The following is a 21221-nucleotide window of genomic DNA, read 5'->3' as shown; positions in this document are numbered from 1 at the left end:
CGCCTGGGCGCACCCCCTCAGCCATCTCGGCACGCCTCGCGCGCGCTCGAGATCAGTTGACCCAGCCCAGCTCCCGCAACCAGCCCGCGCACTCCTCAGACCACCGCGCGGCCGCGCCCTCACCATGCGCGAGCCCGAGGCCGTGCCTCCCGTGCGGATAGACGTGCAGCGCGTGGGGAACCTCATGCTCCGCGAGGGCGGCACCCAGGCGGTACGCATGCTCGACGCGCACCGAGGCGTCCTCCGCGGTGTGCCAGACGAAGGTGGGCGGCATCGCCGCGGTGACGAGTCGGTCGATCGAGAGAGCGCGGCGTCGCTCGTCAGCGGCGTTCTCTCCGGCGAGCCAGCGCTGCGAGTCGGCGTGCGTCTCGGTCTCCATCGAGACGACCGGGTAGCAGAGGATCGCCGCGTCGACGAGCCCCGAGACGGCGGCATGTCCGGCGAGGTGCCCGCCAGCGGAGAACCCGATGACGCCGAGCCGCTCGACGCCGCTCGCGCGCAGCTCGCCGACCCGGGCTGCCACGGCGTCGAGCGGGCCGGGGTGCTCGGTCATCACCGGGTACAGAAGCTCGCTCGCCTCGAGGCCGAGGGACTCGAGCCACTCGATGACGGGGGCGCGCTCGTGGTCGGCATGACGCCAGTACCCGCCGCCGGGGAGGACGATGATGTGGGGAGGTCTGCTCACGCGGAAAACGCTACGCGACCCCGCCCGTAGACTTGTGCGCTATGGCCGCAGGCGACTCCTTCTCCGTCACGACCCCGATCTTCTACGTGAACGACGCTCCCCACATCGGGCACGCGTACACCGAGGTCGCGGCCGATGTTCTCGCACGCTGGCACCGGCAGAGCGGCGTCGACACCTGGTCGCTCACGGGCACCGATGAGCACGGGCAGAAGATCCTGCGCACGGCGGTCGCGAACGGCGTCACCCCGAAGGAGTGGGCCGACAAGCTCGTCGCCGACGCGTGGGTCCCGCTGCTGCAGACGATCGACATCGCCAACGACGACTTCATCCGCACCACGGAGGAGCGCCACGAGTCGGTCGTGCAGCGGTTCCTGCAGAAGCTCTACGACGACGGCCTCATCTACGACGGCGAGTACGAGGGCTACTACTGCGTCGGCTGCGAGGAGTACAAGCAGCCGTCCGACCTCGTCGACGGCTCGGGCGAGTTCGAGGGCCAGTACGTGTGCCCCATCCACGGCCGCCCGGTCGAGGTGCTGAAGGAGAAGAACTACTTCTTCCGCATGAGCCGGTTCCAGCAGCGCCTGCTCGACCTGTACGAGTCGCAGCCCGACTTCATCCAGCCCGACAGCCTCCGCAACGAGATCGTGTCCTTCGTGCGGCGCGGCCTCGACGACCTGTCGATCTCGCGGCAGAGCTTCGACTGGGGCGTGCGCGTGCCGTGGGACGACAAGCACGTCGTCTACGTGTGGTTCGACGCGCTCATCAACTACATCTCGGCCCTCGGCTGGAACCCGGAGCAGCCCGGCGAGCTGTTCGACCGCTTCTGGCCGTCGAACCACATCGTCGGCAAGGACATCGCGCGCTTCCACGCCGTCATCTGGCCCGCCATGCTCATGGCGGCCGACCTTCCGGTTCCGCGTCGCGTCTTCGGTCACGGCTGGCTGCTCGTCGGCGGCGAGAAGATGTCGAAGTCGAAGCTCACCGGCATCGCGCCGTCGCAGATCACCGACGTGTTCGGCTCCGACGCGTTCCGCTACTACTTCCTGCGCGCGATCGCGTTCGGCCAGGACGGCTCGTTCTCGTGGGAGGACCTCGCCGCCCGCTACCAGGCCGAGCTCGCCAACGGCTTCGGCAACCTCGCCTCGCGCGTGGTCGCGATGGTCGGCCGGTACTGCGACGGGGTCGTTCCCGAGGCGGGCCCGCTCGGCGAGGCCGAGGCGGGCATCCAGCGAACGGTGGCGGATGCCGTGGTCGCCGCGACCGCCGCGATCGACCGGTTCGCGATCCACGATTCGATCGCGGCCGTGTGGTCGATCGTCGACGAGCTCAACGGCTACCTGACGGTGCAGGAGCCCTGGAAGGTCGCGAAGGACGAGTCGCAGACCGAGCGCCTCCGCACGATCCTGTACACGGCGGCCGAGGGGCTGCGGGCGCTCGCGGTGCTGCTGAGCCCGGTGCTGCCGCAGGCGACGCAGAAGCTGTGGACGGCCCTCGGCGCTGAGCCGCACCTGGGAGCACTGGTCGACCAGCGCATCCCCGATGCGGGAGAGTGGGAGCAGCTGCCGGCGGGCGCCCGCACCCAGGCGCTCGAGGCTCTCTTCCCGCGCATCGAGCACGAGGCCACCGCCTAGAAGGGGCGCGACATGACCGACGAGATGGCACCGCACGTGCGCTCCCGCGCCGCGATGGAGGACTCGTCGCGCGACCTCAGCTACCCGCCGAGCCCCGAGGCGCTCGTCGTTCCGGTGTACGACAACCACACGCACCTCGAGATCGCCGACGGCGAGAACCCGATGCACTACCGCGAGCATCTCGACCGCGCGTCGGCCGTCGGCGTGCGCGGCGTCGTGCAGGTGGGCACCGACGTGCCGACCTCGCGCTGGTCGGCGGCGATCGCGGCGCGCGAGCCGCGCGTGCTCGCCGCCGTGGCCATCCACCCGAACGAGGCCGCGACGCTCGCGGCGGCGGGTGAGCTGGATGCCGCTCTCGCCGTCATCGACGAGCTCGCCGCGCAGCCCCGCGTGGTCGCCATCGGCGAGACGGGCCTCGACTACTACCGCACCGAGTCGGGCACCGGACGCGACGCTCAGCTGCACGCCTTCGAGGAGCACATCCGCATCGCGAAGGAGCACGGCCTCGCTCTGCAGATCCACGACCGCGACGCGCACGACGACGTGGTGGCGACGCTGCGCCGGGTGGGGGCGCCGGAGCGCACGGTCTTCCACTGCTTCAGCGGCGACGTCGAGCTCGCGTCGATCCTCGCCGAGAACGGCTGGTACGCCTCGTTCGCGGGCACGGCGACGTTCAAGACGGCGCGCAACCTCCGCGACGCGCTCGACGTCCTGCCGCGCGCGCTGCTGCTCGTCGAGACGGATGCGCCGTTCCTGACCCCGCACCCGTTCCGCGGCCGTCCGAACTCGCCGTACCTGCTGCCGTGGACGCTCCGCGCGATGGCCGACCACCTCGGCACGGACGTGTCGATGCTCGCGGCGCAGATCAGCTCGAACACCGAGACGGTGTACGGCACGTGGGATGCCGAGCCGGTCACCGCCCCCGGCGACCCCTGGGCCGATCGCCCGGATGCCGATCACCCCGAGCGCGACGCTCTGCCGGGCCGTGCCGACGACCTGACGACCGAGCAGGGCGGGGCCTGAGTGGCGGGGCTCCTGGGCCCTGCTGAGGTGCGCGACCTCGCCGCGCTGCTCGACGTCACGCCCACGAAGAAGCTCGGGCAGAACTTCGTCCACGACGCCAACACCGTCCGCCGCATCGTCGCCACGGCCGCCCTGCCGCCGGGCTCGACGGTGCTCGAGGTGGGGCCCGGGCTGGGCAGCCTGACGCTCGGCCTGCTCGAGGCCGGGCATCCGGTCGTCGCGGTCGAGCTGGATGCCCGGCTCGCCGCCCAGCTGCCCCTCACTGTCGCCGAGCTGCAGCCGTCGGCGCGCCTCGAGGTCGTGCACGCGGACGCCCTTCGCGTCACGTCTCTGCCGGAGACGCTGGGGGAGCCGACGTCGCTCGTCGCGAACCTCCCGTACAACATCTCGGTGCCGGTGCTGCTGCACCTGCTCGCGCACGTCCCGTCGATCACGCGCACGCTCGTCATGGTGCAGGCGGAGGTCGGTCAGCGGCTCGCGGCGGGGCCGGGCTCGAAGATCTACGGCAGCCCGAGCGTGAAGGCCGCCTGGTACGGGCAGTGGGGGCTCGAGGGCGTCGTGAGCCGGCAGGTGTTCTGGCCGGTGCCTAACGTCGACAGCGTGCTCGTCGGGATGAAGGCGCGAACGGCGCCGCCGGGGACGGAGGAGGAGCGGCTGCGCATGTTCGCGCTCGTCGACGCCGCGTTCGGTCAGCGCCGCAAGATGCTGCGGCAGGCGCTCGCGGAGCTCTTCGGGTCATCGGCGGCCGCCTCGGCGGCGCTCGAGGCGGCGGGGCTCGACCCGACCGCCCGCGGAGAGCAGCTCGTCATGCGCGACTTCCTGGCGCTCGCGCGCGTGCAGGGCTGAGCCGCAGGCAGATCACCGCTCGAGCAGCACCATGACCTCCGAGTGCGTCGACTGCGGGAACATGTCGAACAGCCGCGCCTCGACGACGCGGTACGACGGCATCGACTCGAGGTCGCGCGCGAGCGACGCGGCGTTGCAGCTCGAGTAGACGACCGTCGGCACCCCCGACCGCTCGAGCCAGCTCGTGAGCGACTCCCCGAGTCCGCGCCGCGGCGGGTTCACGACGACGAGGTCGGGCGGCGGAGCGCCCGCGCCGCGACCCCGGGCGGTCGCGGCGCTCGTCGCGTCGCCGACTTCGAAGCGCACCGCGGGCATCCGCCCATCGGGCCCGGCCGGCAGCGCGGCGGCGGCGATGCGCGCGCTCGCGACCGCGTCGGAGGAGAGCTCGACGCCGAGCACCTGCCGCCCGGGCGCCGCGGCGTGAAGGGCGAACCCGCCGACTCCGCAGTAGAGATCCCAGACCGACGCCGCCTGAGCCGCGTCGATCCACGCGCGGCCCTGGCGGTAGAGCGCCCCCGCGATCGCCGTGTTCGTCTGCACGAAGCTCTGCGGCCGCACCTGCAGCGTCGCGTCGCCCACGCGCATCGGCAACGTCGACCGCGAAGTCAGCACGACCTCCTCCGCTCCCTCGACGACGGCCTTATGCTCGGGGTGCAGATTGACCGAGACGACGGCGATCTGCGGCAGAGCATCCGTCAGCCACGGAACGACCGCCCGCACGGCGGCGACCGACGCGCGCGACCGCACGACGAACCGCACCATGAGCTCGCCGTCGGCTGACTCGGTCACGATGAGGTACTTGAGCTTGCCCGCCCGCGACGGCACGTCGTACGGCTCGAGCCCCGACCGCGTGATCGCCTCGGCGAGCTGGTCGAACACGGCGCGGATGCCCGGCGCGATGATCCCGCAGGCGCGCAGATCGACGCCCCGCCCGCGGCCGTCGAGGATCCCGAGGGTCGGCGCGGTGCTCGAGCCCCCCACGACCATCTTCGCCTTCGCGCGGAAGCCGGACTCCTCGCTCGCGACCGCGGGGAGCCAGCGGGCCTCAGGATGCGCGGCGAGGAGCGTGCGCGCCGTCGCCTCCTTCACGGCCAGCTGCTCGGCGTACGGCGTGCCCATGAGCGTGCACGAGCGGCACAGTCCGGCGTCGAAGTAGGAGCACTGCATGGGCCTCCAGGCTAACGCTCAGGCTGCAACCTGCATCAGTGCATAAGATGCACCAGTGCAAACTTCTGTCGAGCATCCCGTCGGGGCCGCCGTGAGCCTGCGCGAGCGCAACCGGCGCGAGACCTGGTCCGCCCTCTACGAGGCCGCCGCCTCGCTTGCCGAGGAGCGCGGACCGAGCGCCGTGACCGTCGACGACATCGCCTCGCGCGCGGGCGTGAGCAAGCGCACCTTCTTCAACTACTTCGGCACGAAGGAGGACGCGATGCTCGGATTCCGCGAGCCGCGCCTCACCGATGCGGCGGTCGCCGCGTTCCGCGGCGGCGACGGGACCCTCCTCGACCGCACCGTCGCCCTCATCATCGCGGCGATCCACGAATCCACGGATCTGCCCAGCACCGGCGGACGGCGGCTCGCGCTCGTGCGCGCCCACCCAGAGCTGCGCGGACGGCTCGACGCCCTCGCCGGAATGCTCGAGTCGCTCGTCGCGCCCCACATCGCCGACGAGCTCGCCACCGACCACGTCCCCCTCGACGCCCCCGCCGAGCGCGACCCCGACCAGCGCCGCGCCGCCGCGACCTTCATGCTCGCGACGACGATCGTGCGCTTCGCCTACAAGACCGACCTCGCACAGGTGGCCGCCGGCGATGAGCGCCCCGCGCTCGATGCCGCGCTCGACCTGTTCCGCGATCTCCTCAGGAAGGAATCATGACCGCCACCGCGTCATCCAGCCCCACCGCGTCATCCGCCCCCACCGGAGCGTCCGCCGCATCGCCCACCGCGCGCGACCAGGCGCACGCGCGCCGCACTCTCGTGCTGCTCTTCGCGACCCTCATGATCGTCATGCTGCTCGCCTCGCTCAGCCAGATGGTCCTCTCGAGCGCGCTCCCGACCCTCGTCGGCGAGCTCGACGGCGTCGAGCACCTCTCGTGGGTGATCACCGCCTACCTGCTCGCCTCGACCGTGACGATGCCGATCTACGGCAAGGTCAGCGACCTCGTCGGCCGCAAGCCCATGCTCATCGCCGCCGTGGTGCTCTTCGTCGTCGGCTCGGTGCTCGGCGGCCTCGCGACCGACATGACCGCGCTCATCACCGCCCGCGCCGTGCAGGGGCTCGGCGGCGGAGGACTCATGGTGCTGTCGCAGGCCGCGATCGCCGACGTCGTCCCGGCGCGCGAGCGCGGCAAGTACATGGGGATCCTCGGCGGCGTCTTCGCCCTCTCGTCGGTCGCCGGCCCGCTCCTCGGCGGCTGGTTCACCGAGGGCCCCGGCTGGCGCTGGACGTTCTGGATGAACGTGCCGCTCGGGCTCCTCGCGATCGTCGCGATCCTCGTGCTCATGCGGATCCCCCGGCCGGAGCTCACCGCGCGTCCGCGCATCGACGCGCTCGGGATGGCGCTGCTCGCCGCCGCGACGACGGGCGCCGTGCTCATCGCGACGTGGGGCGGCTCGCAGTACGCCTGGAACTCGGCCGAGATCATCGGACTGGCCATCGGCACCGTCGTGGTGAGCATCCTCTTCTTCCTCGTCGAGCGCCGGGCGAGCGAGCCGGTGATCCCGCTGCGACTGTTCGCCGACCGCAACTTCGTTCTCGCCACCGTCGCAGGACTGCTCGTGAGCGTCGCCATGTTCGGCGCCATCGGCTACCTGCCGACCTACTTCCAGATGTCGGTCGGCGCGAGCGCCACCGAGGCGGGTCTGCTGATGATCCCGATGATGGCCTCGCTCCTGCTGACCTCGATCATCACCGGCACGATGATCTCGCGCTCGGGCCGCTACAAGCGCCTCCCGATCGTCGGCACGGCCATCCTCGCCGGCGGCCTCGTCGGCCTCTCGAGCGTCACCGTCGACACCCCCGTGGCGGTCGTCTGCGCCTGGATGGCCGTCATCGGCATCGGGCTGGGGACGAGCATGCAGGTCATGACCCTCGTGGTGCAGAACTCGTTCGCGCATCGCGAGGTCGGCACGGCCACTGCGGCGCACAACTTCTTCCGTCAGGTGGGCGGCAGCCTCGGCTCCGCCGTCGTCGGCTCGGTGTTCGTGACGCGGCTCGGCGACCTGCTCGCCGAGCGGCTTCCCGCGGCGCCGGGCGAGGGCGGTACCGGCTCGCTCACTCCCGCGCTCGTGCAGGAGCTCCCGGACGCCCTGCGCATCCCCATCATCGAGTCCTACAACGACGCGCTCATGCCGATCTTCCTCGTGATCGCGCCGCTCGCGGTCGCCGCCGTGATCGCGCTGCTCTTCATCGTGGAGCGTCCGCTCTCGACGAGCATCGAGCACGAGATCCCCGCCGAGTCGCTCGCCGAGGGTCAGCTGCTGCTCACCGAGGAGGACGACGTCGCGACCGCCCCGCGCGGCGCGCGGAACTGAGCAGGGGGCCCGGGAGAGAGCGCACGAACGCACTCCCGGGCTCCCATAAGGTGTTCTCATGGTCGCCACCGGAGCCTCGCGCGCAGTGCACGTGCGGGCGCCCGGCAAGATCAACGTCTTCATGAAGGTCGGCGTCCTCATGGGCGACGGCTACCACGACGTCGCGACCGCGTACCAGGCCATCTCGCTCTACGAGGAGGTCTCCGCCCGCCCGGCCGACGACTTCTCGGTGAGCTTCTCCGGCTCGATCGACACGAGCGCGCTCGCGACCGACGGCTCGAACCTCGCCATCCGGGCCGCGCGACTCCTCGCTCGCGTCGCCGACTACCGCGGCGGCGTGCACCTCGACATCGAGAAGAACGTGCCCATCGCGGGCGGCATGGGCGGCGGCTCGGCCGACGCCGCCGCGACCCTCCTCGCGTGCGACCACCTGTGGGGCACGGGCCTCGGGCGGGAGGAGCTGCACTCCCTCGCCGCCGAGCTCGGCGCCGACGTGCCCTTCGCGCTCATGGGAGGCACCGCCGTCGGCACGGGCCGCGGCGACGCGCTCTCGCCCGCCCTCGCGCAGGGCACGTTCCACTGGGTGCTCGCGCTCTCCGAGGCGGGGCTGTCGACGCCCGAGGTCTACGCCGAGCTCGACCGGCACCGCGAGCGCCACGTCAACGACATCGCGCCCGCCCCCGAGCAGCCGACCGTCGACATCGAGGTTCTGCAGGCGCTGCGCGCGGGTGACCCGCACCAGCTCGCCGAGTACCTCCACAACGATCTGCAGGCTCCCGCGCTGCACCTCGAGCCGGGGCTCGCCCGCACGCTCGAGGCGGGTGAGAAGGCCGGAGCCCTCGCGGGCATCGTGTCAGGCTCGGGCCCGACCGTCGCCTTCCTCGTCGCTGACGCCGACGCCGCGCTCGAGCTGCAGGTCGAGCTGAGCGCGGGGCGTCACACGGTCATCCGTGCGACGGGTCCGGTTCACGGGGCTCGGGTCGTCGCGGGCTGACGCCCATCAGGCTCAGCAGCACGACGCCGACGGCGCCGAGCACGAGTGCGATGTCGGCCACGTTGCCGATGAAGTAGCCCGCGTAGTCGATGAAGTCGACGATCTCGCCGCGCGCGAACGCGGGCTCGCGGAAGAGCCGGTCGCCGAGGTGGCTGATCGCCCCGCCGAAGAGCGCCCCGGCCGCGATCGCCCAGCGGATGCTCGACAGGCGTGACACGAAGACCGCGAGCCCGATGACCGCGAGCGCGGCGACGAGCGTGAGGATCCACGTGTAGTCGCCGCCGATGCCGAACGCGGCACCCGGGTTGTAGACGAGCCGCCACTGGATGAGCTCGCCGATGACGGGGACGCCCACGCCGCGCTCGAGCGTCGCCTCGGCCCAGAACTTCGAGCCCTGGTCGAGCAGGATGATGCCGGCGGCGAGCACGAGGGTCCACGGCAGCACGCGGCGGATGCGCGCCCGCACGGCGGGGTTGTCGAGCGCGGTCGCGCGCTCCTCGTCGGCGGGCACGGCGGGACCATCGGGCGAAGACATGACCCCATTCTGCCGGGTAGGGAGGCCCAGCCCGCGCGCCGTAGGCTCGAGACGTGGCCCACCTCCTGGGAGCCGAGCAGCTCCGCGTCGAATACCCCACCCGCGTCGTGCTCGACGGGGTGACGGTCGGCATCGGCGACGGAGACCGCATCGGCGTCGTCGGCCGCAACGGCGACGGCAAGTCGACGCTGCTGCGCATCCTCGCCGGCAAGCAGGAGCCGGACGGCGGTCGCGTCACGCGCCGCCGCGGCGTCACCCTCGGGATGCTCGACCAGGGCGACGAGCTGGCGACCGGCCGCACGGTGCTCGACACGGTCGTGGGCGGACGGCCCGAGCACGAATGGGCGGGCGATCGGAACGTTCGCGACGTTCTCGCGGGACTCATCGCGGACATCCCCGGCGACACGCTCGTCGATGATCTGAGCGGCGGCCAGCGGCGCCGCGTCGCGCTCGCCGCGCTGCTGAGCCAGGAGTGGGACATCGTCGTGCTCGACGAGCCCACCAACCACCTCGACATCGGCGGAGTCGCCTGGCTCGCCGAGCACCTCAAGCGCCGCTGGGCGATCGGACAGGGCGCGCTGCTCGTCGTGACGCACGACCGGTGGTTCCTCGACGAGGTCAGCCTCGACACGTGGGAGGTGCACGACCGCATCGTCGAGCCGTTCGAGGGCGGCTACGCGGCGTACGTGCTGCAGCGCATGGAGCGCGACCGGCAGGCCGCGACCATGGAGGCCAAGCGCCAGAACCTCATGAAGAAGGAGCTCGCGTGGCTGCGCCGTGGAGCCCCCGCGCGCACGGCGAAGCCGAAGTTCCGCATCGAGGCGGCGAACGCGCTCATCGCCGACGTGCCCGAGCTGCGCAACCCGATCGAGCTCGCGCAGATGGCGACCGCGCGCCTGGGCAAGGACGTCATTGACCTCCTCGACGTGTCGGTGTCGTACGGCGACCGCCAGATCCTCCACGACATCGAGTGGCGCATCGCGCCGGGGGAGCGCACGGGAATCCTCGGCGTCAACGGCGCCGGCAAGTCGACGCTGCTCAAGCTCATCGACGGCTCGCTCGCGCCGACGACCGGGCGCGTGAAGCGTGGCAAGACGGTCGTCGTCGCGACCCTCGACCAGCAGCTCGGCGACCTCAGCGCCGTCGCGCACGAGCGCCTCTCGGCGGTCATCGCGACGAAGCGCACCAGCTACGTGGCCGGCGACAAGGAGCTCACGCCCGGCCAGCTGCTCGAGCGGCTCGGCTTCACGTCGGCGCAGCTCTCGACCCCGATCAAGGACCTCAGCGGTGGCCAGAAGCGCCGCCTGCAGCTGCTGCTCATCCTGCTCGACGAGCCGAACGTGCTCATCATGGACGAGCCGACGAACGACATGGACACCGACATGCTCGCCGCGATCGAGGACCTCCTCGACTCGTGGCCGGGCACGCTCATCGTCGTGTCGCACGACCGCTACCTGCTCGAGCGCGTCACCGACCAGCAGTTCGCGGTGCTGCCGGGCTCCGACGGCGTTGGGCGCCTGCGGCACCTGCCGGGCGGCGTCGACGAGTACCTGCGGTTCGCCGCGGCATCGGCAGGGTCGGTATCGGATGCCGGGCGCGCGACGGTCGCGTCCGTCACGAGCGCGGGCGGGGCATCCGGTGCCTCGTCGTCGGGCTCGGCCGGTGCAGGCTCGGCGGGCCCTTCGGCTGCCGCGGCTGCTTCGAAGCCCGCTCTGTCGCTCGGAGGGGCCGAGCGCCGCACCGCTGAGAAGGAGCTCGCGTCGATCGAGCGCCGCATCGCGAAGCTTCAGGGCGAGATCGACCGGCTGCACGTCGCGCTCGCCGAGCACGACACGAGCGACTACACGGGGATCGGCGCGCTGCACGACCAGGTGCGCGGGCTCGAGGAGCAGCGCGACGAGCTCGAGACGCGCTGGCTCGAGCTCGGCGAGCTGCTCGGCTGAGGCCGCGCGACGTCAGCGACGCAGCGCCTCGGCGATCGGCAGGCGGGTGGCGCGCACTGCCGGCACTGCGCCGCCAATGAGTCCGGTGCCGATGCCTGCTGCCAGACCGAGAATGCCGGCGCCCCAGGGGAACTCGGGGGCGGCGATGGAGCTGGCGACGGGGAGGAGAGAGGGCAGGAGCCCGTACGTGAGACCGATCGCGATCGCGAAGCCGATGACGCCGATGATCGCTCCCACGAGAACGGCTCCGATGATGACTTGGGCGAAGATGTCGACTCGCCGGGCACCGAAGGCTCGGCGAACGAGAAGCTCGCGCGATCGTTCGGTGACGGCCGCGATACCGACGCTCGCGATCCCCAGCGCCGAGACGACGAGCAGGAGTGCGGCGCAGACGGCGAAGATCGTCGACAGCACCTCGATCTGAGAGCGCACCCCGTCAACCGTGTCAACGCGCCGCACCCCTCCGTCGAGGCTGAGCCCACGATCGGCCAAGGACTCGATCAGCAGCTGCTCGACCGTGGTCGCGTCGCGTGGACTCATGACGAACCTGATGACGCTGTCCTCCGGGGCAGGTCGACTGAGGATCATGCACTCGAGCTGCTCCCACGAGCCGTAGACGATCGGTTGCGATGCCCCGTCGGCGACGATCCCCGCAATCAACACGTACCGGGGCTGCTCTCCCGAATCGAACGACAGCAACGCCTGATCGCCCGCACGAACGCCCGTCACGCGGGCTGCCGGCTCGTTCAGCGTCATCTCCCCGGGGAGGCAGGTCGGAGCGGCGCGCCGCCCGTCGAGCACCGGGATGCGGCGCATTGCCTCGATGGCCCCTGACGTCCAGGTCACCGTCACCGCATTTCCGGCCAGTCCCTGCTCGCTCTCGGTCATCGAGCGCAAGCGGCCGGGGATGTCCGTGGTGACTGCGGCGGCGCGCACGCGAGCGCCGGCCCCCGCCAGCACGCCGTCCAGCATCGCAGTGATGGATGGGTCGATGACCGTCCCGCCCGCTGCCGGATTGGCTCGGGCAGAAGCCTCATAGGTGGCCTCACGACCGTTGAGCTGCTCTTCCTGCGCGATGAGCAAATCGGCGGCGACGGAGTTCCCGAGCGCGACTCCGACCAGTCCGAGCACGCCCAGCAGCATGCTCAGCGCGACGAGTATGTAGCGTCGCGTCTGGCTGCGGAGCTCCTGAGCGAGTACGAGTCGAGAGATCATGATCGCTCTATCCCCGCCGTCTCCAGCCCACGATCCGAGAGACGGAGCGCACGATCCGCCCGCGCGGCGATGACAGGGTCGTGGGTGACGATGACGAGACAGCTTCCCATCCTGGCCGTGGATGAGCGGAGGACCTCGAGAACGTCATCGCCGGTTGCGACATCGAGGGCGCCAGTCGGCTCGTCGGCCAGAATGATCGACGGCTCAGCGACGAGAGCGCGGGCGATGGCGACGCGCTGCTGCTCACCTCCCGACAGCGAGGCGGGCCTCCGTCTTTCGGTACCCGCCATCCCGACGAGTTCGAGGCATTCGGCGATGCGCGACCGACGGTGCTTCGCTCCCATCCGCTTGCCGTAGGAGAGTGGCAGCTCGAGGTTGCCGACAACGTCGAGCTGGGGGACGAGGGCGTAGTCCTGGAAGACGAAACCCATCTCGCGATTGCGCAGTCGAGCCCGCTGGCTGTCACTCGATCGGCTCACGGCGCGGCCATGGATCCTCACCTCGCCCCGGTGCGGCGGCTGGAGCAGCCCCAGGGTCGCGAGCAATGTCGACTTGCCTGCTCCGGAACGGCCGATGATCGCCACTGATTCCCCGTCGTGGACGGTCAGGCTCACATCCTCATAGATAGTGCGACCTCCCGTCCCAGGGATGCGCGCTGCGAGGGCGACGCCCTCGAGCACGGCGGTCACGGTCGGAGGTCCGGCGCGACAGACGAGATCGTTTCCCCGACCTCGAGCCCGGAGACGACTTCTACGAAAGACCCGTCAGAGATTCCCAGGCGAATGTCTCGGCGTTCGCGATCGCTGCCATCGATGACGGTCACGACCCCTGACTCACTCGACCCGAGCACCGCAGAGACGGGAACAGCGACGACCCCCGGGGCTGACGCCGTTTCGATCCCGACGCGAGCCGATAGCCCGGGGACTGCGCTGGTGTCGGGAGGCAGGAGGCAGGCGAACGCTGGCAGCTGGTCTGGAGATGATGCTCCGGCAAGGGGATGCAGCGCGCACGTGATGCCGGCGGCTCCGGCTGTGAGGCTCACGAGCGCGGTCGTGGGTTCGGTGTAGAGACGGTAGAGCTGCTCAGCGGGCACCCGAACCACGACCCCGAACCCCGCGTATGCCGCCGTCGCCACCGGCGCATTGGCAACGACATCTGAGCCACTCGGAACGCTCGGGGCCACGATACGACCGGCGAATGGCAGCGTCAGCGCTGCTCCGCCCACCGTCCCGAAAGGGGAGTTCTCGCCCAACGACGGATCACCCAGGGCTGCGTCGTCGAACTCCACCGTGCCCGCCGCGTTCGCCGCGATGAGGACCTCGGGTGATGCGACGACAGCGCCCTCGACGACGAGCACAGAGGTGAGATCCCGCGTCGTGACGCTGATCCCCTCGGACGCCGGGGACGGAGCCGATTCCGTCGGTAGGTTGCTGAGGGTGCACCCCGTCAGGAGCAGAGCGCTCAGGGTCGTCACCGCGACGGCGCGGTGGAGCCGACCCCTCACGAGGCGCAGCTGCCCTCGACGATCGACTGCACGGCGGTGGGATCGCCGAGCCGCGCGTCCTCGACCGCTGCCTCGAACACAGGGTGGATGCTGACCGGGTCGAAGTATCGGTCGTACGCGTCGGTCTCGGCGAGAGACGCGAACTCCTCAAGGGCGGTGGCGGCAGCGGCGGCATCGCCGCCGCGAAGGTCGAGGTACTCCTGGCCCCACGCGCAGTTCCAGAACAGCACGACCTCGCTCTCGCCGAACCCTGCCTCGTACAGGCCGGCGTCGTCGTCGAACGACGGTTCGGGGTAGCTGTCGCCCGCGGGCAACTCGTACAGCTCGGTGGCGGCACGGTACTCCGCGAGTGCTCCACCAAGGTCGCCAAGTTCGGAGGTGGGAGCGCTTGGGTTCGCCTCCGTCTCAGCGTCCGGGGGTGAAGTCGATACGCAGGCAGTAAGTAAGAGTGGCGCGGTGGCCACCGCGAGGATGGCCACCGCAATTCGGGTTTGAGAGTTCATTCGAAGTAGAGCGTCCCAGAAAAGTAGTTGTCGCACGCTCCATCCGAAACCGGCATGCGTCCGTACATCTTGAAGGCGGTGTTCTTCAGCCAGAAGGTTCCGGAGAGAACCGCATTCGGATAGGACGGAACTGACATGAACTTCAGCCCCTTGTACGAGTTCTCTGCAACGATGTACACACCCAAGTAGGTGCCGTCCGACCCGTAGGTGCTGCCGGTCTCATTCGCGAGTGCGTAGTGGATCATTGCGGAGCCCTGGGTGTATCGGACAGTACTGAAGTACACGGTCGATCCAGTGCAGTTCAGCTCGCCCCACACGGTGGACGAATAGGCGTGCGCGGGAAGCGCGAGCCCTAGGACTGACCCCAGGGCCAGCCCGCTTGCCAGGAGTGCTTTGGCGATCCGCCGCCGCGGCTTGGTTTCAACTCGATCTTTAGCCAACGTTGTGCCTGTTCTCGTGGATGACCCGGTTTCATCGCCATCGGTGGGGCCGATCTGACCCTGTCCGAAATTTGAGGAAGAGACAAGTCCTCCTAAAGGTGGACAAGTCGTTCTAGCTCTTGTCCCTACTTCGTGCGGCCCATGAGCAGGTCGACGCGCCAACCGTGCTTGGTGTGCACGACGGCCACGGGGATGCGCGGCTTGTCGCCTCGGCCGTCCAGTCGGCGCACCGCCTCGTCGTAGACGCTCTCGAGTCCGCGCGGCACGACGCCCACGACGCCCGAGACGCGGCGACCCGAGAAGACGCGCACCTCGATGGGAGCATCCACTCGCTCTTGATCGAGGCTGCGCGCCGGGGTCGCCGTGAAGAGCGAGTCGGCGTCGGTGTCGGCGAGCTCGGCGATCTCGTCCTGGTGCGGCGTCGCGTCGGCGAGGCGCATCGTGATCTCGCGGTTCTTCGGCAGCAGGTCGTACGCGTAGTCGTCGAACGAGCCCTTGCCGCGGTCGCCCTTGGGCAGGGCGGGGTCGCCGAACTCCATCTTGCTCCAGAACGGCACGGCGACTACCCCTGCGCGGCGTCGAACTCGGCGACCGCGGCCCGCAGGCGCGGCGCGACCTCCGAGCCGTACAGCTCGAGGAACCGCGCCTGGTCGGGGCCCGGAGCGTGGAAGACGAGGTGCCGGAAGCCCATGCGCACGTAGTCCATGACGCGCTCGACGTGCTCGTCGGGGTCGGTCGAGACGATCCAGCGCGAGGCGGCGCGCTCGAGGGGGAGGGCGTCGGCGAGCTTCTCCATCTCGCGCGGGTCCTCCACGCCCATCTTCTCGTCGCCGCTGAGCGCGAGGGCCGCCCAGTGGCGGGTGTCCTCCATGGCGCGCTGCCTGTCGGTGTCGAATGAGACCTTCATCTCGATGAGGGTGTCGACGCTCCCGGGAGCCCGCGACCCTTTCTCGAGGCCCTCGCGGAAGGCGGGAAGCAGGTTCTCGGTGTAGAGCTCGCGCGGCTTGCCGGAGGTCGTGATGTAGCCGTCGGCGATGCGGCCGGCGAGGCGCGTCGCGGCGGGGCCGGAGGCGCCGATGTAGATCGGCACCTTGACCTCGGGCCGGTCGTAGATCGTGACGTTCTCGGTGCGGTAGTGCTCGCCCTCGTGGCTGACGCGCTCCTCGTCCCACAGGCGCTCGATGAGCTGCACCGCCTCCTTGAGGCGAGCGAAGCGCTCCTTGATGTCGGGCCAGACGAAGCCGAGCGGGGCCTCGTTGAGCGACTCGCCCGTGCCGACGCCGAGGATCACCCGGCCCGGGAACAGCTGCCCGAGCGTGCCGAACGCCTGCGCGACCATCGCCGGGTGGTGCCGGAAGGTCGGCGTCAGCACCGAGGTGCCCATGACGATGCGCTCGGTCTTCGCGCCGAGGGCTCCGAGCCAGGCGATCGCGGCGGGCGCGTGGCCGTCGGTGTGCTTCCACGGCTGGAGGTGGTCGCTGATGAAAACCGACTCGAAGCCGGCCTGCTCGGCGAGCACGCCGTAGTCGAGCAGCTCGCGCGGAGCGAACTGCTCGCTCGAGGCCTTGTAGCCGATGCGGAACGGGACAGTGCTCATGCGTGACTCCAGTCGACGGCGGCGGGTGCAGAAGAACCCTACGCGGCGCACCCCCGTGGTAGGCATGGAAGCCGCGCCGTCATCGTCGTCGGCGCTCGGAAGAGCTCTCGGAGGACATCCATGCACATCACCGGCCGCACCGCTCTCATCACCGGTGGCGCTTCGGGGCTGGGCCGGGCGACGGCTGAGCGGATGCTCGCCGCGGGCAGCTCGGTCGTCATCGCCGACCTGCCCCAGTCTCCGGGAGCCGCGCTCGCCGACGAGTGGGGCGACCGCGCCGTCTTCGTGCCGACCGACGTCACCGACGCCGAGCAGGTGCAGGCCGCCGTCGACGCGGCGAGCGAGCTCGGGCGGCTCGACGTCGTCGTGGCGTGCGCGGGCATCGTGCGCGGGGCGCGCGTCGTCGGGCGGAAGGGGCCGTTCCCGCTCGACATGTTCCGGCAGGTGGTCGACATCAACCTCACCGGCACGTTCACGGTCGTGAGCCTCGCGGCGGCGCGCATGGTCGAGACGGCGGCCGACGCCCCGGACGAGGAGTCGGGCGTGATCGTCATGACCGCCTCGGTCGCGGCGTTCGACGGGCAGGTCGGTCAGGCCGCCTACTCGGCGTCGAAGGGTGCGATTGTGTGTCTCACGCTGCCGCTCGCGCGCGACCTGGCCGAGCACCGCATCCGGGTGATGGCGATCGCGCCGAGCCTGTTCCGCACGCCGATGGCTGAGATGCTGCCGGAGGAGGCGCTCGCCTCGCTCGAGGAGCAGACGCTGCACCCGCACCGCCTCGGCAGACCTACGGAGTACGCGGCGCTCGTGCAGCACATCGTCGAGAACCCGATGCTCAACGGCGAGGTGATCAGGCTCGACGGCGCGGTGCGGATGGCTCCCCGCTGAGCACGGCCCGGGCCCGCCGCGCGACCCGTCGTGACCGAGCGTTCGCCCCTACGATGAGCACATGACCGACCCCCTCGACGCCATCGCGATCGTCGCCGAGGCCGTGTCGTGGCTGCTGCTGCCGAGCGGCATCATCCTGCTCGTCATCGGGCTCTCGCGCCGCGCGTGGGCGCGCCGCTACCGCACGGCGAAGGCGGTCATCACGAACGTGCACGAGCGCGACGCCAAGCTGCGCTGGTTCGGCGACGGAGGCGACGTGCACGAGACCGTCTCGCCCCTCACGGGGCCGATTCCGGCGGTGGGGGATGCCCGGACCGTCTGGGTGCACCCCTCCCGCCCCGAGAGCGCCCGCCTCGACTCGCCGGCCCACGACGGTCGCGCGCTCATCACGCTCGGCGGCATCCTGACGGCGGTCGGAGTGATCGCGGTCGTGCTGTCGTTCGTGCTGCCGCTTCTGGGCTGAGCCCGCTCAGGCTCGGCGCGGCTCAGGACTCGCGCTCGAGGATCGCCTTGAGCGCCCGCAGGTCGGCGCTCGTTGCCCGCTTCATCGCGAATCGCATGAGGGGCGCGGCGACCTTCGAGAACCCGCTCGGGTTCCCGCGGTTGCGCAACGACATCCGCGTGCTGCCGTCGGGCAACGCCTCGTACCGGTAGGTCGTCTCCATCGGGAACGGCCCTTCGGCGGTGCGCATGACGAGCGACTGCGCGGTGCGCTCGACGATCGCGTACGTGTAGCGCAGCTCCCGTCCGAGAAAGGTCGCGACGAACGCGACCTCGCTGCCCACGCCGACCGGCGGGGGAGTCTTCCACTCGACGCTCGAGATGTTCGCGTACCACTCGGGCGCGTTCGACGGGTCGTTCGCGTAGGCGGCGACGACCTCGACCGGCCGGCGGATGACCTCCGTCACGAGCACGTCGACGCTCGCGGGCTCGGGGGCGTCGGCAACAGTCGGCTCGCTCATGGACCGAGCGTAGCCACGCTGCCCCGAGGCCGGTTCTAGATCGGCTCTTCGAGATGAGTGACGACCGTCGCACTTCGTTGACGGCCGCTGCGCCGCCGTGCCGGTAGCTTCTCTTCCGTGACGCGCGTCCGATCGTTCCCTCTCACGCCGAAATCCAGCCGTGACCTCAGGGTCGGGGATCTAGTTCCGATCATGAGGACGGACGATGCCTGGGGTGTGTTGCAGGTGACTGACCTGAAGCACGAGGGCCCGGGCAGCCGATCCACGTTCGTGGGCGGGCCATTGCCATGGCGCGGAGCTGCGTGGCCGACTTCGGATGATGTGATCGGCCTGCTGGTGAGAGAACAAGCCCTCATCCCAATTGAGCTTTTCGTCGAGGGAGGCCTCGTCGTCGTCGCGAATGCGCCGGTGGCCCCTACGTCGCTGCCATCGAACTACAGGGACCGCGGAGTTGGCGTGGTTCATAAGGTGTGGGGATGGAAGACGGCCATGGGCAGAGTGGCCGGGCTAGACCTGGACTGACCGATTCCTAGTCGGACGGGATCGACAGCGACAAGCGGGCCGAGCCCTTAAACCGATCCCTCGAAGTCGGCGCCGAGCGTCCGCAGCAGGCTCGCGAGCCGCTCCTGGTCGGCGCGGCTGAGCCCGCTGAGCAGCTCGCGCTCGGCGACGACGAGTTCGGCGATCGCGTGGTCGACGCGCTCGCGGCCCGACTCCGTCATCCGCACCAGGATGCCGCGGCCATCGTTCGGGTCCGTCCGCCGCTCCACGAGACCGCGTGCGGTCAGCCGGTCGATGCGGTTGGTCATGGTGCCGCTCGAGACGAGCGTCTGGCGCAGCAGCGAGGTGGGGCTCAACTCGTACGGCGAGCCGGCGCGGCGCAGGGCCGCGAGCACGTCGAACTCCCAGCTCTCGAGCGCGGATGCCGCGAACGCCGCCTTCCGCGCCCGATCCAGGTGCTTGGCAACCCGACCGAGCCGCGACAGCACGTGCAGCGGAGAGAAGTCGAGGTCGGGCCGCTCGCGCTGCCACGCGTCGACGATGCGGTCGACGTCATCAGCGGGGGCGGTCATGCGTTCATTATCGCGGGCGCCTCATGTGCGCCGGTCGCGCCTTGTCTCGGTCGCCTGCCGGCGGCGACGGATGCTCGGCGCGCGCCCGCCGCCCGCGGGCCGCTCGGGCTCGTCTGGCAGACTTGCCCCGCGCCCGTGAGGCGCGATCCGCCTTGGTGTAACGGCAGCACGACAGCCTTTGGAGCTGTTAGGCCCAGGTTCGAATCCTGGAGGCGGAGCTGATGGAACTACGGCGCCCACAGGCGGCATTTCTGAGCCGCTCGCTCTCCTGCCCACGCAGATCGCATGCGCTCCCAGTCTTCTCTCCCGGTCATGTGCGGCCCGAAGAAGTTCGACGGCGAGACCAGACTGCGCGTCGGAACTCGGGGAGCGGGGTCGGCAGGCCATGCTGTCGTCCGTGCTCGCGCGGTCGAGAGCTCGCTTTCCCGTCAATACTTTGGCTTGACATTTGTTTGTTAGTACATTTGAATGGCGTCGCACCAGGACCCGATGGGCCCCCGCTTTCACCTACGAAGAAGAAGGACGAAATGCGCAAATCACGTGGCAGTGTCGCCATCGGACTTGCAGCGCTCATGGCGCTGACCGGTCTCACGGCGTGTGCGAGCGAGGCAGAGGAGCCCGCCGCCGAGTCGCCCCAGAGCGACATCACCCTCACCGTCTCCCGCTGGGCCGGGCCTCAGGCCGACGCTCAGCAGGAGCTCCTCGACCAGTACAGCGCTGAGACCGGCGTCACCATCCGATTCGACGCCATCGACTACGGCCAGCTCAAGCAGAAGCAGACGCTGAACATGAGCACGGCCACGGGCGAGTACGATCTGATCTACGTGCCCGAGGCTTGGGTCGGCGAGTACACCGAGGCTGACTACCTCACCGATCTCTCCGACTTCGTCACTGACGAGGCCCTCACCGGCCCCGATTGGGACTTCGCGGACTTCAACGAGAGCGGCGTCGAGGTCTACACCCGCGACGGCGCTCTGTACGCCCTTCCCTACTTCGTGCAGACGCCGCTCGTGGTCTTCGATGAGGAAGCACTCGACGCCGCCGGGCTCGAGGCCCCGAGCACGTGGGACGAGACGCTGGAAGTCGCGAAGTACTTCAAGGAGCAGGGCTCCGGAATCGCGCTCCCCTTCCGTCAGGGCTCGGCCATCGTCAACATCATGGCGGTGCTTCTCGCCGGGAACGACACCGATTTCTTCGACGAGAGCGGGGCGCTAGACCTCACCAACCCTGATGTCGTCGAAGCCGTCGAATTCATCCAGGAGCTCAGCCAGTACGGACTCGAGGGCAGCAACGCGTGGCACTGGGATGAGGTGAACAAGGCGCTGCAGTTCGGACAGGCTCCCATCGGCATCCTCACCTCCGGCCTCTTCACGGCGCTGGAGAACCCGGACGAGTCCAATGTCGCCGGCAAGCTCGCCTACGCACCGCTCCCGTACAGCGAGACGCCCGCGGGCCTCTTGCAGACCTGGGGCTGGGCCGTTCCGGCCGACTCGAAGCACCAGGAGGAGGCCTTCAAGCTCGGCGCCTGGCTCACCAGCAAGGCCGCGCAGAAGGAGATGGGCACGATCGACCCGTCGTTCATCAGCTTCCGCGAGTCGCTCTATACCGACGCCGACCTCACTGCGAACGCCCCGTGGCTCCCCACGGTTCAGGAGGCGCTCGCTAAGGGCGTGACCGTTCCTCTGCAGCCCAACGCACCCGCGCTGACGGACGCGCTCAGCGTCGGACTCTCGGGAGTGGTGAGCAGCGGTGAAGACCCTGCGACGATGCTGCAGGGGATCCAGGACACGCTGGCCTCGCAGTTCTAGACGCTGGTCCATCGCCGGTGCGGGCTCGTTCACGGCCCGC

At 70.1% G+C, this 21221-nt stretch carries 22 protein-coding genes and 1 tRNA gene; 11 read left to right on the top strand and 12 right to left on the bottom strand.

Translation table 11 applies throughout. The features are described 5' to 3' along the window. Positions 1 to 52: 52 nt before the first annotated feature. Complete coding sequence (locus ASG83_RS02355; protein ID WP_055856680.1) at positions 53 to 685, bottom strand: alpha/beta hydrolase; 633 nt, start codon at positions 683 to 685, stop codon at positions 53 to 55. 41 nt (positions 686 to 726) lie between these two features. Here ASG83_RS02355 and metG point away from each other — a divergent pair, with 41 nt between their 5' ends. Genes metG through rsmA form a run of 3 tightly spaced genes read left to right on the top strand, consistent with a single transcriptional unit; the run spans position 727 to position 4185 of the window. Beyond that, positions 727 to 2316: a methionine--tRNA ligase gene (metG, locus tag ASG83_RS02350; protein ID WP_055856677.1), complete on the top strand. Its 1590-nt coding sequence runs from the start codon at positions 727 to 729 to the stop codon at positions 2314 to 2316. Positions 2317 to 2328: 12 nt separating this feature from the next. After that, on the top strand, positions 2329 to 3339 hold the full coding sequence (locus ASG83_RS02345; RefSeq protein WP_156376732.1) for a TatD family hydrolase: 1011 nt from the start codon (positions 2329 to 2331) through the stop codon (positions 3337 to 3339). Next, a complete protein-coding gene (rsmA, locus tag ASG83_RS02340; protein WP_055856675.1) occupies positions 3340 to 4185 on the top strand; it encodes a 16S rRNA (adenine(1518)-N(6)/adenine(1519)-N(6))-dimethyltransferase RsmA in 846 nt (281 codons plus the stop codon). 12 nt (positions 4186 to 4197) lie between these two features. Here rsmA and rlmC read toward each other — a convergent pair whose 3' ends face one another. Then, on the bottom strand, positions 4198 to 5352 hold the full coding sequence (rlmC, locus tag ASG83_RS02335) for a 23S rRNA (uracil(747)-C(5))-methyltransferase RlmC (protein WP_055856672.1): 1155 nt from the start codon (positions 5350 to 5352) through the stop codon (positions 4198 to 4200). Between the two features lie 55 nt (positions 5353 to 5407). On the opposite strand from rlmC, the gene ASG83_RS12855 reads away from it, so the two are divergent. Genes ASG83_RS12855 through ASG83_RS02320 form a run of 3 tightly spaced genes read left to right on the top strand, consistent with a single transcriptional unit; the run spans position 5408 to position 8713 of the window. Next, a complete protein-coding gene (locus ASG83_RS12855) occupies positions 5408 to 6061 on the top strand; it encodes a TetR/AcrR family transcriptional regulator (protein ID WP_082599022.1) in 654 nt (217 codons plus the stop codon). Then, complete coding sequence (locus ASG83_RS02325; RefSeq protein ID WP_082599021.1) at positions 6058 to 7719, top strand: MDR family MFS transporter; 1662 nt, start codon at positions 6058 to 6060, stop codon at positions 7717 to 7719. The genes ASG83_RS12855 and ASG83_RS02325 overlap by 4 nt, the downstream gene beginning before the upstream one ends. A 58-nt stretch (positions 7720 to 7777) precedes the next feature. After that, positions 7778 to 8713, top strand: coding sequence for a 4-(cytidine 5'-diphospho)-2-C-methyl-D-erythritol kinase (locus ASG83_RS02320; RefSeq protein ID WP_055856666.1), 936 nt, complete (start codon positions 7778 to 7780; stop codon positions 8711 to 8713). Here the strand turns inward: ASG83_RS02320 and ASG83_RS02315 are convergent. Beyond that, positions 8664 to 9248 carry a signal peptidase II gene (locus ASG83_RS02315; RefSeq protein ID WP_082514866.1) on the bottom strand — a complete coding sequence of 195 codons (585 nt, stop codon included), beginning with the start codon at positions 9246 to 9248 and terminating at the stop codon, positions 8664 to 8666. The two genes, ASG83_RS02320 and ASG83_RS02315, sit on opposite strands and share 50 nt — an antisense overlap. A 53-nt stretch (positions 9249 to 9301) precedes the next feature. Here ASG83_RS02315 and ASG83_RS02310 point away from each other — a divergent pair, with 53 nt between their 5' ends. After that, entirely contained in the window at positions 9302 to 11191 is a 1890-nt protein-coding gene (locus ASG83_RS02310; RefSeq protein ID WP_055856664.1) for an ABC-F family ATP-binding cassette domain-containing protein, read from the top strand. Positions 11192 to 11203: 12 nt separating this feature from the next. Here the strand turns inward: ASG83_RS02310 and ASG83_RS02305 are convergent, their stop codons facing one another. The 7 genes from ASG83_RS02305 to fgd form a co-directional block, all read right to left on the bottom strand. Further along, positions 11204 to 12334, bottom strand: coding sequence for an ABC transporter permease (locus tag ASG83_RS02305; protein ID WP_162253776.1), 1131 nt, complete (start codon positions 12332 to 12334; stop codon positions 11204 to 11206). A gap of 68 nt (positions 12335 to 12402) precedes the next feature. Then, positions 12403 to 13095 (bottom strand): ABC transporter ATP-binding protein, encoded by a 693-nt coding sequence (locus ASG83_RS02300; RefSeq protein WP_055856658.1) that lies wholly within the window; start codon positions 13093 to 13095, stop codon positions 12403 to 12405. Beyond that, positions 13092 to 13880, bottom strand: coding sequence for a hypothetical protein (locus ASG83_RS02295; protein ID WP_156710919.1), 789 nt, complete (start codon positions 13878 to 13880; stop codon positions 13092 to 13094). Before ASG83_RS02295 ends, ASG83_RS02300 begins: the two co-directional genes overlap by 4 nt. A gap of 26 nt (positions 13881 to 13906) precedes the next feature. Continuing rightward, positions 13907 to 14389 (bottom strand): hypothetical protein, encoded by a 483-nt coding sequence (locus tag ASG83_RS02290; protein ID WP_156710917.1) that lies wholly within the window; start codon positions 14387 to 14389, stop codon positions 13907 to 13909. A gap of 20 nt (positions 14390 to 14409) precedes the next feature. Next, positions 14410 to 14658: a hypothetical protein gene (locus ASG83_RS02285; protein ID WP_055856649.1), complete on the bottom strand. Its 249-nt coding sequence runs from the start codon at positions 14656 to 14658 to the stop codon at positions 14410 to 14412. A gap of 320 nt (positions 14659 to 14978) precedes the next feature. After that, the gene (locus ASG83_RS02280) at positions 14979 to 15410 is read right to left on the bottom strand and encodes a hypothetical protein (RefSeq protein ID WP_156710915.1); all 432 of its coding nucleotides are present in this window, start codon (positions 15408 to 15410) and stop codon (positions 14979 to 14981) included. Positions 15411 to 15415: 5 nt separating this feature from the next. After that, a complete protein-coding gene (gene fgd, locus ASG83_RS02275; RefSeq protein ID WP_055856644.1) occupies positions 15416 to 16450 on the bottom strand; it encodes a glucose-6-phosphate dehydrogenase (coenzyme-F420) in 1035 nt (344 codons plus the stop codon). A 120-nt stretch (positions 16451 to 16570) separates the two neighbouring features. Here fgd and ASG83_RS02270 point away from each other — a divergent pair, with 120 nt between their 5' ends. Both ASG83_RS02270 and ASG83_RS02265 read left to right on the top strand, forming a co-directional pair. Further along, on the top strand, positions 16571 to 17338 hold the full coding sequence (locus ASG83_RS02270) for an SDR family NAD(P)-dependent oxidoreductase (RefSeq protein ID WP_055856642.1): 768 nt from the start codon (positions 16571 to 16573) through the stop codon (positions 17336 to 17338). A gap of 61 nt (positions 17339 to 17399) precedes the next feature. Then, positions 17400 to 17801 carry a hypothetical protein gene (locus ASG83_RS02265; RefSeq protein WP_055856640.1) on the top strand — a complete coding sequence of 134 codons (402 nt, stop codon included), beginning with the start codon at positions 17400 to 17402 and terminating at the stop codon, positions 17799 to 17801. A gap of 22 nt (positions 17802 to 17823) precedes the next feature. On the opposite strand, the gene ASG83_RS02260 is transcribed toward ASG83_RS02265, so the two are convergent. After that, positions 17824 to 18300, bottom strand: a complete 477-nt coding sequence (locus tag ASG83_RS02260; RefSeq protein ID WP_055856637.1) for an SRPBCC family protein — start codon at positions 18298 to 18300, stop codon at positions 17824 to 17826. Between the two features lie 569 nt (positions 18301 to 18869). Next, positions 18870 to 19373 (bottom strand): MarR family winged helix-turn-helix transcriptional regulator, encoded by a 504-nt coding sequence (locus tag ASG83_RS02255; protein WP_055856634.1) that lies wholly within the window; start codon positions 19371 to 19373, stop codon positions 18870 to 18872. 146 nt (positions 19374 to 19519) lie between these two features. On the opposite strand from ASG83_RS02255, the gene ASG83_RS02250 reads away from it, so the two are divergent. Next, positions 19520 to 19591 (top strand) — tRNA-Gln (locus ASG83_RS02250). A gap of 309 nt (positions 19592 to 19900) precedes the next feature. Next, positions 19901 to 21181 carry an ABC transporter substrate-binding protein gene (locus ASG83_RS02245; RefSeq protein WP_162242495.1) on the top strand — a complete coding sequence of 427 codons (1281 nt, stop codon included), beginning with the start codon at positions 19901 to 19903 and terminating at the stop codon, positions 21179 to 21181. The last annotated feature ends 40 nt before the right edge of the window (positions 21182 to 21221 follow it).

The organism is Yonghaparkia sp. Soil809, assembly GCF_001429705.1.
Taxonomy (GTDB): domain Bacteria; phylum Actinomycetota; class Actinomycetes; order Actinomycetales; family Microbacteriaceae; genus Microcella.
Note: the sequence above shows the minus strand (reverse complement) of the source record. Positions and strands in the feature narration are given on the sequence as shown.

Excerpts from the sequence above, each read along its gene's own strand:
- ASG83_RS02325 (WP_082599021.1), top strand. The coding sequence starts at position 6,058 with ATGACCGCCACCGCGTCATCCAGCCCCACCGCGTCATCCGCCCCCACC.
- ASG83_RS02305 (WP_162253776.1), bottom strand. The coding sequence starts at position 12,334 with ATGCTGCTGGGCGTGCTCGGACTGGTCGGAGTCGCGCTCGGGAACTCC.
- ASG83_RS02315 (WP_082514866.1), bottom strand. The coding sequence starts at position 9,248 with ATGTCTTCGCCCGATGGTCCCGCCGTGCCCGCCGACGAGGAGCGCGCG.
- ASG83_RS02260 (WP_055856637.1), bottom strand. The coding sequence starts at position 18,300 with ATGAGCGAGCCGACTGTTGCCGACGCCCCCGAGCCCGCGAGCGTCGAC.
- rlmC (WP_055856672.1), bottom strand. The coding sequence starts at position 5,352 with ATGCAGTGCTCCTACTTCGACGCCGGACTGTGCCGCTCGTGCACGCTC.
- fgd (WP_055856644.1), bottom strand. The coding sequence starts at position 16,450 with ATGAGCACTGTCCCGTTCCGCATCGGCTACAAGGCCTCGAGCGAGCAG.
- ASG83_RS02245 (WP_162242495.1), top strand. The coding sequence starts at position 19,901 with ATGCGCAAATCACGTGGCAGTGTCGCCATCGGACTTGCAGCGCTCATG.
- ASG83_RS02345 (WP_156376732.1), top strand. The coding sequence starts at position 2,329 with ATGACCGACGAGATGGCACCGCACGTGCGCTCCCGCGCCGCGATGGAG.
- ASG83_RS02265 (WP_055856640.1), top strand. The coding sequence starts at position 17,400 with ATGACCGACCCCCTCGACGCCATCGCGATCGTCGCCGAGGCCGTGTCG.
- ASG83_RS02270 (WP_055856642.1), top strand. The coding sequence starts at position 16,571 with ATGCACATCACCGGCCGCACCGCTCTCATCACCGGTGGCGCTTCGGGG.
- ASG83_RS02285 (WP_055856649.1), bottom strand. The coding sequence starts at position 14,658 with ATGATCCACTACGCACTCGCGAATGAGACCGGCAGCACCTACGGGTCG.
- ASG83_RS02255 (WP_055856634.1), bottom strand. The coding sequence starts at position 19,373 with ATGACCGCCCCCGCTGATGACGTCGACCGCATCGTCGACGCGTGGCAG.
- ASG83_RS02320 (WP_055856666.1), top strand. The coding sequence starts at position 7,778 with ATGGTCGCCACCGGAGCCTCGCGCGCAGTGCACGTGCGGGCGCCCGGC.
- metG (WP_055856677.1), top strand. The coding sequence starts at position 727 with ATGGCCGCAGGCGACTCCTTCTCCGTCACGACCCCGATCTTCTACGTG.